General features: G+C 34.5%; 16 protein-coding genes, 1 tRNA gene and 1 CRISPR repeat array. Of the genes, 8 read left to right on the forward strand and 9 right to left on the reverse strand.

Annotated elements, in window-relative coordinates:
* Window positions 1-12: 12 nt before the first annotated feature.
* Both J3U66_RS11220 and J3U66_RS11225 read right to left on the reverse strand, forming a co-directional pair.
* Window positions 13-771, reverse strand: coding sequence for a rhomboid family intramembrane serine protease (locus J3U66_RS11220; RefSeq protein WP_267349028.1), 759 nt, complete (start codon window positions 769-771; stop codon window positions 13-15).
* A gap of 49 nt (window positions 772-820) precedes the next feature.
* Complete coding sequence (locus J3U66_RS11225; RefSeq protein WP_267334246.1) at window positions 821-1315, reverse strand: GNAT family N-acetyltransferase; 495 nt, start codon at window positions 1313-1315, stop codon at window positions 821-823.
* A 314-nt stretch (window positions 1316-1629) separates the two neighbouring features.
* On the opposite strand from J3U66_RS11225, the gene J3U66_RS11230 reads away from it, so the two are divergent.
* Window positions 1630-2265, forward strand: coding sequence for a hypothetical protein (locus J3U66_RS11230; protein WP_267344062.1), 636 nt, complete (start codon window positions 1630-1632; stop codon window positions 2263-2265).
* Between the two features lie 242 nt (window positions 2266-2507).
* Window positions 2508-2776: direct repeats of the CRISPR family, unit length 29 nt; unit sequence GTTCACTGCCGTGTAGGTAGTTTAGAAAT.
* 627 nt (window positions 2777-3403) lie between these two features.
* Here the strand turns inward: J3U66_RS11230 and J3U66_RS11235 are convergent.
* Entirely contained in the window at window positions 3404-3985 is a 582-nt protein-coding gene (locus tag J3U66_RS11235; RefSeq protein WP_267349030.1) for an IMPACT family protein, read from the reverse strand.
* A gap of 60 nt (window positions 3986-4045) precedes the next feature.
* Here J3U66_RS11235 and nfi point away from each other — a divergent pair, with 60 nt between their 5' ends.
* Window positions 4046-4711, forward strand: a complete 666-nt coding sequence (nfi, locus tag J3U66_RS11240; RefSeq protein WP_416379741.1) for a deoxyribonuclease V — start codon at window positions 4046-4048, stop codon at window positions 4709-4711.
* Window positions 4701-5447 (forward strand): tRNA1(Val) (adenine(37)-N6)-methyltransferase, encoded by a 747-nt coding sequence (locus tag J3U66_RS11245; RefSeq protein WP_267334250.1) that lies wholly within the window; start codon window positions 4701-4703, stop codon window positions 5445-5447. Before nfi ends, J3U66_RS11245 begins: the two co-directional genes overlap by 11 nt.
* 24 nt (window positions 5448-5471) lie before the next feature.
* On the opposite strand, the gene J3U66_RS11250 is transcribed toward J3U66_RS11245, so the two are convergent.
* From J3U66_RS11250 to apt, 4 genes are all read right to left on the reverse strand, one after another.
* Window positions 5472-6872 carry a basic amino acid/polyamine antiporter gene (locus J3U66_RS11250; protein ID WP_267334251.1) on the reverse strand — a complete coding sequence of 467 codons (1401 nt, stop codon included), beginning with the start codon at window positions 6870-6872 and terminating at the stop codon, window positions 5472-5474.
* Between the two features lie 51 nt (window positions 6873-6923).
* On the reverse strand, window positions 6924-7694 hold the full coding sequence (ddaH, locus tag J3U66_RS11255; protein WP_267349033.1) for a dimethylargininase: 771 nt from the start codon (window positions 7692-7694) through the stop codon (window positions 6924-6926).
* A gap of 410 nt (window positions 7695-8104) precedes the next feature.
* Window positions 8105-8338, reverse strand: a complete 234-nt coding sequence (locus J3U66_RS11260) for a PTS glucose transporter subunit IIA (protein ID WP_267349035.1) — start codon at window positions 8336-8338, stop codon at window positions 8105-8107.
* A gap of 337 nt (window positions 8339-8675) precedes the next feature.
* Window positions 8676-9227: an adenine phosphoribosyltransferase gene (gene apt, locus J3U66_RS11265; RefSeq protein ID WP_267349036.1), complete on the reverse strand. Its 552-nt coding sequence runs from the start codon at window positions 9225-9227 to the stop codon at window positions 8676-8678.
* 1373 nt (window positions 9228-10600) lie between these two features.
* Here apt and J3U66_RS11270 point away from each other — a divergent pair.
* Both J3U66_RS11270 and J3U66_RS11275 read left to right on the forward strand, forming a co-directional pair.
* Complete coding sequence (locus J3U66_RS11270; protein WP_267349037.1) at window positions 10601-11368, forward strand: transporter substrate-binding domain-containing protein; 768 nt, start codon at window positions 10601-10603, stop codon at window positions 11366-11368.
* A 140-nt stretch (window positions 11369-11508) separates the two neighbouring features.
* Window positions 11509-12159 (forward strand): DUF421 domain-containing protein, encoded by a 651-nt coding sequence (locus J3U66_RS11275; protein ID WP_065634602.1) that lies wholly within the window; start codon window positions 11509-11511, stop codon window positions 12157-12159.
* Between the two features lie 105 nt (window positions 12160-12264).
* Here J3U66_RS11275 and ispE read toward each other — a convergent pair whose 3' ends face one another.
* Complete coding sequence (gene ispE / locus J3U66_RS11280) at window positions 12265-13104, reverse strand: 4-(cytidine 5'-diphospho)-2-C-methyl-D-erythritol kinase (protein ID WP_416379742.1); 840 nt, start codon at window positions 13102-13104, stop codon at window positions 12265-12267.
* 9 nt (window positions 13105-13113) lie between these two features.
* Window positions 13114-13734 (reverse strand): lipoprotein insertase outer membrane protein LolB, encoded by a 621-nt coding sequence (gene lolB, locus J3U66_RS11285; RefSeq protein WP_267349041.1) that lies wholly within the window; start codon window positions 13732-13734, stop codon window positions 13114-13116.
* Window positions 13735-13895: 161 nt separating this feature from the next.
* Between lolB and hemA the strand changes: the two genes are divergently transcribed.
* The 3 genes from hemA (at window position 13896) to J3U66_RS11300 (ending at window position 15991) form a co-directional block, all read left to right on the forward strand.
* The gene (gene hemA, locus J3U66_RS11290; protein ID WP_267334258.1) at window positions 13896-15167 is read left to right on the forward strand and encodes a glutamyl-tRNA reductase; all 1272 of its coding nucleotides are present in this window, start codon (window positions 13896-13898) and stop codon (window positions 15165-15167) included.
* 396 nt (window positions 15168-15563) lie between these two features.
* Entirely contained in the window at window positions 15564-15803 is a 240-nt protein-coding gene (locus J3U66_RS11295) for a zinc ribbon domain-containing protein (protein WP_267349043.1), read from the forward strand.
* Window positions 15804-15904: 101 nt separating this feature from the next.
* Window positions 15905-15991, forward strand: a tRNA-Leu gene (locus J3U66_RS11300).
* Window positions 15992-16359: the final 368 nt, after the last annotated feature.

Here is a 16359-nt window from a genome sequence, read left to right on the forward strand (position 1 = left end):
TCGCGCTTTTTTTCAGTCATTTTTATGATATAGCTCCAGATATTTGTAAAATAACTCTTCATATGGGGTTAATTCATAGACCAATAAAACGAATATAACCGCTACAATTACAAGTAAAGTTAAAAGCAGTATCATGCCTAATTTACTTGGATAATGGGCCAATTTAAGACAAGTAAAGAAAGCAAAGCTTATGATAAATCCGTTAATCGCGCCCGCTACATGGGCAATATTATTAATAGACGGTAACAATCCCAGTCCTGCGGTTAAGACTAAACTAATTAAGATAGCTTTGATTGGCATCTCTTCGAAATTAGTTTTAAATACTAAACTATAAGCTAATAGTGAGGTAATAACACCAATAATGGCGCCCGACGCACCGCAGCTAACCACATGTTGATAAAGTAAAAAAAAGTCACTGATTAAGTTACCAAACAAACCGGAAAACAAGTAGATGCCAATATACACAAAAGCTGGTATGCGTTTTTCTAAAATAGGGCCTACGCTCCATAAGGCAAGCATGTTCATTACTAAATGTGTCAAATCAGCATGCACAAACATACTGGTAAATAAGCGCCAATATTCATGGTAAAATAAGGTTAATTCCGCATTATCTGCTCCCCAAAGAATAAGAAATTGTTCATCAGTCATATAGGTTAATGTAGTGAAACCTAATAATCGTGATACCACAAAATAACCCACATTTAACATTATTAAAACATTTGTGATTTTAGCTTGTGATGTAAGTATTTTTAATACATTGACTATGCGCATTAAAAAAAGATCCTTTATAACAGTAGGGAATAATAAGCAGTGATGAAAATCAGGACAATCGCTTACCAAGTATAATTAAGTCACGTTTGATCCCATCAAGCTCTGCAATATTAGGAAATAGCCCCCATTGTTGATACTGCATTTTTTTAAACAACGCTAAGCTTGGAATATTATGACCAAAGATATAACTCATAATAGCGGTTATTCCTACTTTTTGAGCAAATTCCTCAATGTGCTCAACGGCTTTTTGCCCAATTTGTTGACCACGAAAATCTTGATGGATATAAAGGCTAATTTCGACTGTTTTATTATAGGCGGGTCGTCCATAAAAGGATGACAAACTAACCCAACCGCATGGTTGATTATGGTATTGAATTAACCAAAGCGGACGGTTTTGAGGATTATGTTGTTCAAACCATGCCACTTTGCTTTGTACTGAAACAGTTTCAGTATCGGCAGTGACCATGCGGCTAGCAATGGTTGAATTGTAGACATCAACGATAAAAGGTAAATCAGCTAAAGTGGCATCGCGGTAGGTGATCATATTTTCAATTATTAAAAACTATTTTCACATCATTGTAATGAGATTATCTATATCAAGCAACTAGTGAATTGTACTAATCTATACTGAAAAAATGAACAAAAATACTTTTCAAGATGATTGCTTACAACAAAGAGTTTCGCAGTAAATAATCGTTATATAACGATTAAATTGTTTATATTTTTTAGTCAACAGAACAACCAGTCAAAAAATTCAATAGCCATTTTCGCAAAATAATATTATTTTATGGAAAATATTTTGATTTTTTACAAAAAAGACAATTAAAATCTAAATAAAATAGTAATAAGGAAAAAATAATGAAAAAACAGGTAAAAGAACCCTATATTGCTTTTGATCCTGAACAGGCAACATTTTTATTTGATCGCCATTTTAAATTAGAATCACGCGATGAAATCCTCCCCAAAATTGCTAAAATGATTCACCACATGTTTCTCCCTAAAAAAAGGTTTTTATGTTTAGGTGGATCGATCGTTGCTTTTATCCTCGTTGTTTTAATTACGGCAACATTTGGTCTGCCAATGAAAATGATGACTAGTGTGGCATTTATTATTATGCTCTTTGGAATTGGTATGGTGTTCTCTTTAATTAGTCATTATATTGCGGTCTTTACCGAAATAAGACGATTAAAAAAACTTTACAAAAATGCACAATGGCCATGTGAGTCATACTGTGCTTTTTATGAAGAAGGCTTCTATTATAAAGCAATGGACATGGAAGGGGTTTTCTACTGGGATGACTTTATGTGTATTATGGTAACGCATGAAGTACTCTCTTTCAACTTTTGCCCAGCCGAAACACCAAAAGGCAAAGAAATGAAAAAATTCTACCCGCGCTTAGATACCTTTTATATGTTCATTCATGGCGATCGACAAATACTCGAATTGATGATAATCCTTAGCCAACAAATTGGTGATCTGGTTGAGTTTAGGTAGACATGGGGGATTTTGGGTTAGTCTAGCTTTTGGACGTAATTATCGTTATGAAAAAACATTAAACTATTTACGTCCGAAATTCTACCTAATCCAAATTTATGCGAGTTTTTAACCCTTTTTTTTGACCTTGTTTTAAATCAAATAAAATCAATAAATTACAAATTCATCAAAAAAAAGGGTTTGAACCACCCAAAACACTATTTACCTTTGCCCAAACAAAGTTTATAGTAATCGACACGCTAGTTCACTGCCGTGTAGGTAGTTTAGAAATTGTCGGGGCTAGGAGTGATTTAGTCGCTCACGTTCACTGCCGTGTAGGTAGTTTAGAAATATAACATTTTTTGCCTCAATTTTGCCGTTTAGTTCACTGCCGTGTAGGTAGTTTAGAAATCGATATTCGCATGTTTGTGAATCCACATTATGTTCACTGCCGTGTAGGTAGTTTAGAAATCTACATCTCAAGCGCCACCTAATTACACAGGGTTCACTGCCGTGTAGGTAGTTAAACAGACTAAAAGCTTACTCAAAAATTCAATGACAGGCGTGCGTTGTTGTATAGCGTTCCTAAAATGACAGAATCTTATTAAAAGATCTAAAATTTTCATTCACCAATACAAAAATAAAAATGGATAAATAATCCGGTGGGTTTATTAAAGTTAATATTTACGCAATGATAAAGTGCCGACAACCGCGCGCGGTGTATGCCAAATAGGGATGGTTGGCAACACGACTTTGTTAGCAACAAATCAGTGAACCACACGAAACGAAGACCAAGGCACCTTGCAGACCTCTTTTTAGCACTGTGTGGGCGAAAATTTTTACGGAAAAAATTTGCACTGATGGTGGACTCGAAGCGGTAAGTCTCTTAGATGATACAGGTAACTTCGGGGATTTTGCACAAATCTCCCAACTTGGGTGTTTTCACTTAAAAGAAAATTCATAAAATCATTAACGCCCAAAACCAAACAAAAAAATCTTTTTCAAAAAATTAAGAATGAAAGAAACGAATTTCTTAATAAATAGAAACAATCCTTTCTTAGATGTTGAAGTAAAGTGGGCATTTTAGTATCAACCTCAACATCGTCAAACCATTAATGTCCTAAATCATAAAAAATAGTAACATAACATTTTCAGAATGTTATTCCTCTATCAAAACTCTACCACGTGTTATATCACTGATATTTTTTTGTAATGTTGTTATTTTATCTTGGGTGATTGCTAAGCTAACTTCTACGCCTTCGGCGTCAAAATCTTGATGTTCGATAATGGCATCAAGTTCTTTTAGGCGATTTTCAATAATCGGCCATTCGTTATAGTAGCAGTGAAATTGCAGAGGAATACGGGTTATGAGTTCGATCAACTGGGCTTGTTGTAAGCAGTGGCTGGCGCTGCCACCGTAAGCACGAATTAATCCACCTGTACCTAATTTTATGCCACCAAAATAGCGCGTAACCACTACCACGACTTGATCACAATCCTGTCCTTCAATTGCTGATAGAATTGGGCGACCTGCGGTGCTGGTGGGTTCGCCATCGTCATTAAAGCGGTAGTGTTGACCGATTTTCCATGCCCAGCAGTTGTGTGTAGCATTAATATCGCTAACTTGTTCAATAAATTGGCTTGCCTGATCGGCAGTGATGACGGGCGCAGCATTGACGATAAAACGGCTTTTTTTTATTTCTTCAGTCAATTCAACTGGATTTGTTAATGTATATGGCATACTAATTCTGTTAAAATCACTTTATTGCCGATAATAATACCCAGCAGAATAAAAATGTCTATCAATTTAGCACAATTAAAGCAATCCCAGCAACGCTTAGCCAATCAGGTAAAAATGGTTGATGATTTTAATCCCGCAATAAAGTTAGTGGGGGGGACCGATGTTGGATTTGAAGATGACGGTAATGTCACGCGAGCGGCTATTGTCATTTTAACTTATCCTGATTTTAAAGTAGTTGAGTATCATATTGCACGCTTAAAAACTGAATTTCCTTATATTCCCGGTTATTTATCGTTTCGTGAATATCCCGCTTTACTTAGCGCTTGGCAGCAAGTGAAGCATAAACCGGATCTTTTGTTGGTCGATGGTCAGGGTGTTGCGCATCCAAGGCGTTTGGGTATTGCCAGCCATTTAGGATTATTGTTAGATATGCCAACTATTGGTGTGGCAAAAAAACGCCTATGTGGTCAATTTTCGCCGATCGCTAAAATAGCAGGTCAAGTTACCCCATTAGTTGATAAGCAACAACAAATTGGTTGGGTGTTACAAAGTAAAAATAATTGTAATCCACTATTCATCTCATCTGGTCATCGTGTTAGCCAAGATAGTGCGTTAAAATGGGTTAATCTATGTTTACGTGGTTATCGTTTGCCTGAACCGACGCGTTGGGCTGATGCTATTGCTTCGAATAAACCGTTATTCAAAAAGAGTCTTGATGCCAAATAATCATTTATCACTCAAAAAAGGTGGTTTTACCTTTAAACATTTTTTTGTCGCTCATGATAAAAGCCCAATGAAAGTCACAACCGATAGTTGTTTATTAGGCGCCTGGGCACCGATTACACATGCACCTAAACAGGTACTTGATATTGGCACGGGTTGTGGTGTGATTGCTTTAATGTTAGCCGCGCGCCTTATTAATCGTGATTGTCAGATTGATGCTATTGATATTGATAAACAGGCTGTAAACCAGTGTCAGCAAAATGCCTTTTCTGCTGATTTTAGCAAGGTTAACGCCATTGAGGGAGATATAAATCAATTTAGAATAGAGTCATCTGGTTGTTATGATCTGATTGTTACCAATCCTCCCTATTTTGAATCTGCCGTTGATTGCCGTGATCGCCAAAGGCAACTGGCTCGCTATACTGAAAGTTTGAGCTATCAACAGCTGCTTGATGTTGTAAAACGGTTATTAAGCATAACGGGTAGGTTTTGTTTGGTTTTGCCTTATCACTTATCCAATCAATTTAAGTTATTAGCAAAGTCTAATCATTTATATTTACAGCAAGAACTCAAAGTTAAGTACTCTGCCAACAAATCCTTTTCTTTGTCATTAATGACTTTTGCTTTTCAGCCTTGTGATGCTGTTTTGGAACAGCATCTTTGTATGCGAGATGAGGATGGGCGCTATTCCGATGATTTTCGAGCTTTATTGGTCGATTTTTATCTGTTTCGAAAATAACGCTTGATAATTCGTTTAATAGCTTTACATATAAAAATATAGAATTGCAGTCATCCCTAATATGACAATAGTTAAGGCATAGATTTTGTCGTGTAAAAAACTAAAAGCTGGGAGTGATCGTTGTTTTCGTGCATAGAGATAAAATAATAAACCTACACTGTATAAAATCATAGAGAGCAATAAGTAAACAATGCCTCCAGCATAAATCAACCAAAATCCATAAATTGAACCAATACTACCAATAAAAATTAAGTCGGTTTTTCGTTGTTTAACCGCCAATTTAAAAACAAATAGCGCCGAAAGTAAGTAGGGGATTAGTACCATTGACGTTGAGAGTTGAATTAGGGTGTTATAGCCAGATTGATAGAAGTGGGCAAGAATGATTAAAACACTAATTAGCGCGGTAGTTAGCCACAATGCATTAACAGGCGTGCCGTTTTTATTGATCTTACCAAAATAACTCGGTACAGTGTGTCTGTTACCATGTCCGGTTAAAAATAGCATTTCGGCTGCAAGTAATAACCAAGAGAGTAACCCACCACTGACCGAAACAATTAAACCAATATTTATAAATGTCGCTCCCCAACTGCCAACCACTCGTTCGATCACCCAAGCCATGGATGGATTTTTCATTTCGGCAAGTTCTTGTTGGGGTACGATTCCTAGCGATAAAACCGAAACACATACTAATAATAGGCTAGTGATTGCAAAGCCGAAAAAGGTTGCTCGGCTAATGCTTAAAATTGTTTTTGCCCGTGACGCATAAACCGTCGCACTTTCGATACCTAAATAAACCCATACCGTGTAAAGCATGGTATGTTTGACCTGATCGATGACCGATCCTAATTGTGGTGTTCCCCAAAAATTGGTGTTAAAGGTATCGATTTTAAATGCAAGAATCACGCAAATAATAAACAAACCAATGGGCACAATTTTAGCCAATGTGACTAAACAATTTAATAAAAATGCGCGATAAATTCCCTTTAAAATAAAAGTATGGACAATCCATAAAAAGACCAAACCACCCATGACAGCAGGCAATGTGGTTCCATTGCCAAAAAAACGCAAACAGTCAAACGAGCCTAATGCACTGAATAAAATGACTAAATAGCTGGCACAAGACATCCAGGCGGATATCCAATATCCCCATGCTGCATTAAAGCCGATATAATCACCAAAACCTTCACGGACATAACCGTATAATCCATCATTGATCTTGTAAAATCGAATCGACAAATATTGAAAGATTCGTGTTAGCATTAACATGCCAATTAAGGTTATTACCCAAGCAATTAAAATCGAACCAGCCCCCGATGCTTCGGCCATATTTTGCGGCAAACTAAAAATACCACTGCCAACAATACTGCCTACCACTAACAAGGTTAGTGGCAAAATACCAAGTTTTGTTTTTGTAGGTGTATTCATGTTGTTATCTTTTTTAAAGGGTTAAAAATAGCGTCATTTAATACATCAACATTAAAATCGTAATGACATACAGCTGACGCCACCGTCAACCTTTCGATATTCAGAGGTATCGACTTCAATGACTTGATAGCCTAATGCTTCGATTTTTGCTTTTGTGATCGGATAACCGGCTGGCATAATGACGCGATCATTAACCCAAATACAGTTAGCGGCATAACTTTCTTGTTCAGGGATCTCAATGATATTAAGGTGTTGAAATTCCGGCTTAGTGATAAATTCGCCTGCTGCAAGTAAATTATTATTTTCCAAATAGGCTAGGCCTGTTTTTAAATGGAGAACCTTTTCTAAAGTGACAACCGATCCTGTCATACCATATTTTTTTAATATGGCAATCATTTGATCGGCACCAGCTTGATTGGTACGCGCCGATAAACCAATATAATAATGATCACCAACCATCATAATATCGCCAGCTTCAACCGTTCCCGGCGCTGTAATGGCTTCGACTTTATTTGGATAAAAACGTTCAATGGTATCGGCAATGATAGTTGTTTCATCTCGTCGACTTTCAGCGCCCGGTCTTGTGATTATTGCACAATGCGGCGTACAAAGTACGGCATCTTCAACAAATACAGAATCAGGAAAACGTTCATCAGCGGGAAGAATGGTGATGTCAACATCGCATTGCTGTAAAGCGCGAATGTAATCATTATGCTGATCCAAGGCTTTTTGATAATCGGGTTTACCTAAATTAGCTGACGTTAGCCCATTAATTAGTGATTTAGCGGGTGTTCTGGCAATAATATGACTAAATTTTTTCATTTTCTATTTATTTCCTTTTTTAATAATTATGCTTTATTTTTGAATAATAATTCACATTAAGCGCTTAATCAAGTATTAATGTGATTTTTTATGCAATTATTTTATTTGTTTGTCAGTAATGAAGTTTACGATTGTGACTTTGACGGGTTTTTTAATGATAAAACGTAACAATTTTGTTATTTGAGTGCTTGGTTTTGTGATCCTTAGCTTAGCTTTGCTTTGATAGCATCATTAATCGATCATGGCTAATCATTGTTGGCTAAGGGTATTATAATTGTCATAAAATTATTACGGTTGGTTATCGCAATTGATGTTAACAAATTAATTATATTCTTCTTTTTTAAGCTATTGATATCGTGTTAAATAAGTTATCGCCTTTTTTGATTTTGTCGCCAGTATTGATAAGTGTGTTAAACTATTTGCACTTCCAGTGCGACTGTTTCTTGTCCAATATGAATCAGTAATTTAATACCTAATTTGGATGTTAAACTCATGGCGTGTTTGGTATGAAATAGCTCACATTCTCTACCACCAAAAGGCGCATAAACGATGACTTTAAGTGGCTCGATGACAACACTTTTATCAACAACTTTTTCAGAAAAGATAGTGCCAGGCACTTTGTTAATTGATTCAACTGCCCTCAATTGGTAAATAGATGTCTTATTGGTTGATTGTTTGTAATGTAACAGGGTATGTTTTGAACTATCTCATTGAGTATTTGTTCTGTAGGGGGGGTATTAACTAATTTATTATGCATAACAAGGTTATTTTCAACAATTGATATTGCTTTTGATATCTATTCCAATAGCATAATAATCCCTTTGGAATCGATAGCCAGTCCAGAATGTTGCATCGATAAGTGTTTTTTTGAGCAGGTGCAATAGATAAAAAATTATTTTGATTTTCTACGATAACATTGATAAAAAGATGGGACGCTACAAGTGCAATAGGGCGAAAGTTTCGCCCTACTATAAAGGTGGATTACTTTCCTTCAAAATCAATGAGTGTAAAACAATTGATTCCAGCTTGAGTTAATTTGGTTTTGCCTTGTAAATCAGGTAAGTTAATAACAAAAGCGGCATCTTGTGCAATTCCACCACATCGTTGTATTAATTTTGCTGTCGCTGCAACTGTGCCACCCGTAGCCAACAGATCATCAATAATCAATACGCGCTCTCCCGATTTGATCGCATCGGAATGAATTTCGAGCGTATCGGTACCATATTCAAGTTGATATTCTTCTTTAAATACATGACGCGGTAGCTTTTTTGGTTTTCTAACCGGCACAAAACCAACACCTAAAGCTAATGCAATGGGTGCAGCGAAGATAAAGCCTCGCGCTTCAGTACCCACAACTTTATCGATTTTTTTATCTTTATAATGATCAATTAATAGATCGACAGACGCCTTAAACGCGATAGGATCTTCCAATAAACTGGTAATATCGCGAAATAAAATGCCTTTTTTAGGATAGTCTGGAATAGTGATAATACTGTTTTTAATCAGTGTAAGTTTTTCTTGTATATGAGTCATGTTAGATGTTCTCTACATTTTTCTATAACAATGGCTAATCTTCTATTATATACCTTTGCGCTCAATGCTGGCAATAATCAAAAGGCAATCGTGAAATAATGCCGATAAATATATGTAGATAAACTATTCATTTATTAGTTATGGTGTAGGCAAGATCATTATCTAACTGTCAGAATAGCTGTTGATTTTATTCTGGGTGACTTGGTTTAATCTGCGAAGCTTATATTGTTAATATTATTTATGTAAATGACTTTTTTATGTTCAATGTACCAACGTTTTCTTTTTAATCCACCACATCCGACAAGTTTATTATTTGGGACTATTACTCGATGATTAGGTGTAATTATTGATACGCAGTTAAAAAACACTGGCATTTGCAACTGCACCGATAGCACGTGCATTATTCATTGTTTGTAGTTTATAGGTGGTTGATTTTTATTGGGGGCTTGTAAAAATTGTTAAACCGTTTGTTGGATATGTTCATTTATAGCAAGTTTTAAGTCGTCTTAGAAGTTGTTTAAACTCGCCCTCTAACATTGGTTAATCTATGAATTCTTGTAAACAGACATAGAAGTAAGTTGTGTCGTTAGTGGAATATCAAAACAATATCTTGATTATGATGCGGTGAAGACGCACTTTTCATCATTTTTATGTATAGTCAAAACGACTTGGTAAATAATAAACGTGTATCGAGTGAGTTATTGGTAAAATTTTAATCGGAAGAGTTGCATAGTACCTTATTTATATGATAGAGGCGTTGGTATGTATGAAAACTAATACTGTTATTTATTTTAAATCATCGTGTTAATAACACATTTAAAATTTTTTTGTTATTTTAATTAACTAATTCTAGCACTTCGACAATTTGTTCAGGGGATTGATTTACGTTTTTAGTTGGTCGATATGTTTCCAAGGATAGAACGGGTGTTGAGTATAATGTAGATGTTACGTGAATTTGATATTTTCAAATTTAGGTTTTCGAGCTCGCTAAGTTGCCATAAAAAAAACAGCAATATCATATGAATCTTTTTTGCAGTCGTGCTGGGTAATAAGTTTAGATTTGAATCCCGTTTTTGATGAGCCTGCTATAGGTTTTCCCTGTTTAATCACAGTGGCTGTATTTTTACTAGCATGGTAAAAATAAACTGGTGTTGCCAACCGAAAAATGAATAACTCTCTTTTAGCGCGTGGTTAATAAAATCACCTCAGATATCGATAAAATTGATTGCTAAATGGCTTAATATCCAATCTAATAGTAATGTTAAAGTAAATTAACTATTGAAATTAAATCTTTTTAGATGAAATTAATTGATTTAATTTGTCTTATTTATGTTTTTATTTGGATCTAATAGGTTATTAAAAGGAATAATTAGATGAAAAAGTTAACTGCCATTATGGCATTATTGCTTTGCTCAGGACTTGCTCAAGCGCGTACTTATGATGAAATCATCAGCTCAAAAACAATTAGAATTGGTGTGCCTGCTGATTATGCACCACTTGCTTTCTATGATAATCAAAATTCGTTGGTTGGTTTTGATATTGATATGGCAAAAGATTTAGCTAAAAAATTAAATGTTACACCTGAATTTTATATTACAAGCTGGCCCACACTTTCCCAAGATTTAGCTGCTGATAAGTATGATGTTGCAATGGGTGGCGTGACCTACACCAAAGATCGTGCAGCTAAATTTTTACTATCTGACCAAGTCGTTCCTAATGGTAAGATTGCGTTAGCCGCATGTGATATGGCACCTCAATTATCAAATTTAGACGCCATTAACCAACCTAATGTTAAAGTTGTCGTTAACCCTGGTGGGACCAATGAAAGCTTTGTAAATCAAAATATTCATACTGCACACATCATTCGTGTAAAAAATAATATTGATAATCTTCAAGCGTTACGTGATAAAACCGCTGATATGATGGTGACAGATCTGATCGAAGGTCATTATTATGAAAACAAAGAGCCTAATGTCTTATGTTTAGCGACAGTTAAGCCATTCGAAGGTACCGAAAGTTATAAAGCTTACATGGTACAGTTGAATAATAAAAAATTAATGGATGAAATTAATAATTGGTTACCAAATTCAAATAAAGAACAGCTTGCAATAAAATGGGGTGTCATTACGCATCTTAATTGATCATTAAATTTACTTCTTTCAGTTGATAGCGAAGGTTATAAAAATAAAGTGAAATTCGGCTTTAAAACTCTGTTTTAAGCTGAATAACTTTTTCATTGATTGTGTAATTTTGGCAATATCATTATAGGGGTGATACAAGTATGAATTATCATGATTTTTTAGTTATTGCATTTAAATTATTGGTTGTTTTTATTTGTATAATTTTATTTTTAAAAATAACCGGAAAAACTTCGTTATCTCAAATGTCGAGTATTGATTTTATCGGTAATATGATTTTAGGTGGTATTGCAGGTGGTATTATTTATAATCCTAAATTAACAGTGTTTGATTTTTTAGTGGTGTTGTTGATGTGGACAACTATTATGTATACCTCTAATTATCTGAAGAAAAGAAGTCAAAATGCAAAAGCTTTTATTGTCGGTAATCCAATTATATTAATGGATAAAGGTAAAATTAAGTTAGATGCTTTTGCTGGTGTAAATATTGATTTTGCTAGCTTTGCAGTATTATTAAGGATGAAAAATATTTTTACTATTAATGCTGTTGAAAAAGCAATTCTTGAGCCTAATGGTCAGCTAACTATTGTGAAAAAAGGTGATAAGGATATATCTGTTATTGTTCTTGAAAACGAAAAACCAAATGATGAAGCGTTACAATCGATTGATAAAAATGAAGATTGGTTAAAAGCCAAATTGAACGAGCAAGGCTATACCAGCTATGAAGGATTATATTGCGTTGAATATTATGATAAACATCTATTTATTATTCCCGTTGAATCGGTCAAGCAATAAAAATTAACAATGGTGTTTTTAAACCGAATTTTTTTTGAATAAACCTTAACCTTATTGTGAAAGTTAAGGTATTTTTAACCGATGCTTCTCTAAAATTATAGATAACTATTGATATAACGGTGAGGTATTTAGCGATCGCGTAATAAAACTTTCTACCGAAAACTTATTAAGTGTTGATTGTATTTCTTGCGCTTGCTGCTGCGAGTGACATAAGCTAAATACACAAGCTCCAGTACCTGTCAGTTTGGTCGGCGCAAATTGCGATAGGTAGCTAATAATTTGATGTACTTTAGGATAACGTTTACCGACAATATTTTCGCAATCGTTGCTGAACGCCTCGAATGGTTGAGAAAGCAGTTGCTCAATAGTGCGAACAGGAGTATCACGTTTTAGTCCGGGATCATTAAAGATTTCGACTGTCGAAATCTCAATATTGGGGTAAGTAATTAAATACCAATTTTCTTGATAATCAACAGATTGTAGCTGGTCACCAATTCCCTCAGCAAATGCCGCGTGCCCATAGATAAAAATAGGCACATCTGCGCCAAGCTTTCGTCCTAGAGTAATTAATGTTTCTATTGGTAAAGCGAGTTGCCATAACTCATTGAGCGCAACTAATACTGTGGCTGCATTTGATGAGGCGCCACCTAGCCCTCCACCCATAGGTATTTTCTTGTTGATGGTAATATCAATGCCTAGATCGAGGCGTTGAGTATAGTTTTTTAAACACTGTGCAGCAATAACGATTAAATTTTTATCATAAGGAACGTTATCAAAAGGCGTTAATAAATTAATTTTATTATCTTTACGCAAGTTAAAAGTGAGGCTGTCGCATAAATCAATAAATTGAAACAGCGTTTGTAAATTATGGTAATTATCTGGGCGGCGACCCGTTATATATAAAAATAAATTCAGCTTTGCAGGCGATAACCACTGTTTCATTATGATTACCTACTATCGTAAGATCCAGTTACTAATTTTTAAACGAATAAGCTCATCATTATGATTTAGCTCAATTGACGATGGTAGATCAATTTTTTTATTTCTAAAAGTATACGTTGAGTAACTCGCAATCTTTAACTGCCATTTATTATTATTCTGTATAAATTCAGTCGCGGTTAATCTGCCTGATTTATCTAATTTATCGGCAGAACTATTATTAGAATAACCTTTTAACCAATTATGAAGGGAGTTTAGTGGAATATTAACGTTAGACACCTTACTCATCAAATCTTCGATATTATTGCCATTATAGTTATTACCATCTTTATCAATAAGTTGTGCATAATTAGGTTCTACTTTTAGGCTCAAGATGCTAGTTCCAACAGGTGTGGTCAATTTTATGTCGAAACGATCATCTGATTGTTGGTGAATTAAAAAGCGACCATAACTACGGGTTTTGTTGCTGAAATGAGCAATACTTCCATTAACTTGAAACGTATTTATCTGTTCAAGATCGTGCTGATGATTTTGCCATTGGTTTACAATAGATGTCGAGTTTTGTTGTTGGCTGACTTGGCAAGCAGTCATAAACAAAGATAAAACGATAATAAATAGATAATTGATTTTAGTCATGAATTAGCCCATTAAAATTGCCTAATATAAATTTATTATAACTGAAAATCGTTAGAATAAGAAAAAGTAACTGTAATTAACCTTTATTGTTTTTTTATGTATAATAAAAATAATAAAACGCTTAATAATATCGTTATATCACTCATAATAGAAACAAAGCAATGTCAATTACAATATTAGGTGTTAACCATAAAACTGCACCACTTTCATTAAGGGAAAAAATCGCTTTTCCCAATGAAATTGTGGATAAAGCATTATATAGCCTTTATCAACATCCTTTAGTTGAAGGGTGTGTTATTGTGTCTACGTGTAACCGCACAGAAATCTATTTAAGTTACGAGCATGATACTGATTTTCTAAAATTAAAACAGTCTGTTGAGATTTGGTTAGGTCAATTTCATCATGTTGATATTGCTCAGTATCAAAACGCCATTTATTGGTATGAAGGTCAACAAGCGGTTGAACATTTGATGTCGGTTGCAAGTGGCATCGATTCCATGATTATTGGTGAACCACAAATTTTAGGACAAGTAAAAGCTGCGTATATGCAGGCGCAAAAAAATCATTGTTTGTCGTTAACATTAGAAAAATTATTTCAAAAAATTTTTCATGTTGCCAAAACCGTTCGTAGTGAAACCAATATTGGTGCTAATACTGCTTCTGTTGCTTATGCTGCTTGTTTAATTGCTAGAAACCTTTTTACTGATACTCCACAATTAAATGTGATGTTAGTTGGGGCAGGAGAGACCATCGAGCTTATTTCTCGGTACTTAAAGCCGCACGGTTTTAATCATGTTATTGTTGCAAATCGTACCCGTGAAAAAGCATTAAAACTTGCCTCGCTAATTGATGCAGAAATTATTTCATTACCAGATATTGCCAATCGACTTAAAGATGTTGATATTGTAATCAGTTCAACGGCAAGCCCTTTACCTATTATTGGTAAAGGTATGGTTGAGCGGACATTGGTAGCAAGAAATAACCGCAAAATGTTATTTATAGACTTAGCTGTTCCTCGTGATGTAGAAGAAGAGATTAATCAACTTAATCATGTTCATCTTTATACCATTGATGATCTCCAAAAAACGGTTGAAAGTAATTTACAGCAGCGCTCAATTGCGGCCAAGCAGGCGCAATATATTATTCAAGAACAAGCTGAACAATTTATCGATTGGCTTAAAGCTAGGCAGGCTGTTAATTTTGTTAAGCAATATCGTACTAATGCCGAACATATTAAGAAAGAATTAGAATATAAAGCACTTAATGCCATTAAGCAAGGTGCCAATATAGATGAAGTCTTTGCTGAATTTTCGCATAAATTGACGAATAAACTTATTCATGCACCAACGCAAACCTTGTTACAAGCAGCGACACATGATTGTGATGATTGCTTTAAAGTATTAAGTAAAGGTTTAGGTTTGAAAGATCATTAATTAATTTCTGATCTTGATTGATAAATATCATCAATCTTCAAATTCGGTTATCGTTGCTGACTAAACTTTGAATTAAATTTTCTTATGATTTTATTGAGATGATCAAATAAAAAGTAACTATTGCTAACAGAGTTAGTAATGGCTGAATTATATTTTGTTAAAAATAATTTTTAATGTCTAACATATTGATTAAGATAGGAAATATGTTTTTTTGCCTAAACTAATTATATCTTTATTAACAATAAGACCTAACTATTATATTAAATCACTTAATTTTATTTTTATTGTCTATTGCTTCACGGTGTCTTGTAATCGACTTAAACTCGGAGTAGCATTTTCAACATTGTGTTGAAAATAAAATTTTTAATTCTTTAATCATTCAAACGAGATGTTGCTATGAAAATGTGTATTGCTTGTGGAATGCCAATGACAACTATTGGTGATTATCCATTGCACGATATGTCTAAAAATTATTGTAAACACTGTGCACATCAAGATGGTAGTATGAAAACGTTTGACGAAAAATGGCAAGAAGTCACATTACGTTATGCAAAAAATCATAATATAGACTATTGTGTTGCTAAGCAAACCGCTTATATAATCTTAAAAAAACTTCCAGCATGGAAACGTCGGTAATAGTTGGAATTTTAGGCAACTAAAACAGTTTGCAAGAATAACTGTTGCAGATATTGTAAAGCTTAGTATAATGCCAACGTTTACTTCTTTACACATTAAGTGCCAGTGTGGCGAAATTGGTAGACGCAGCGGATTCAAAATCCGCCGCCCTTAAAAGCGTGTCGGTTCGAGTCCGACCACTGGCACCAAGCTAGCTAATATCAATCCAGTTAAAAATTGATTTATATTTAAAAACTATTTCGAATAGGTCTATCAATTCGCTTTTTTATCAATCAACTTTCACAAGTATTAAATCAAGTACAATATCGAATAACACAGCCAGGTAGTTTGGCTTCAATAATGGCATGCATCGGTAATATGGCTTTAATGCCTTTATATATTAAGGTTAATAAGCATGACAAGAACGTTACTGACTTAAGTCTATTTTTCCACTTTCTCGCAATTTTAGCTAAATAACGTATAAGTAGAAATTAATAACATTCCCTATTCATTTACCATTCTTTACAAATAATAGCCGTTAATCGGTAGTTAAATTTTACTAAGGTGCTATACTTTG

The sequence above is a fragment of the Gilliamella sp. B2969 genome (assembly GCF_026536195.1).
GTDB lineage: Bacteria > Pseudomonadota > Gammaproteobacteria > Enterobacterales > Orbaceae > Gilliamella.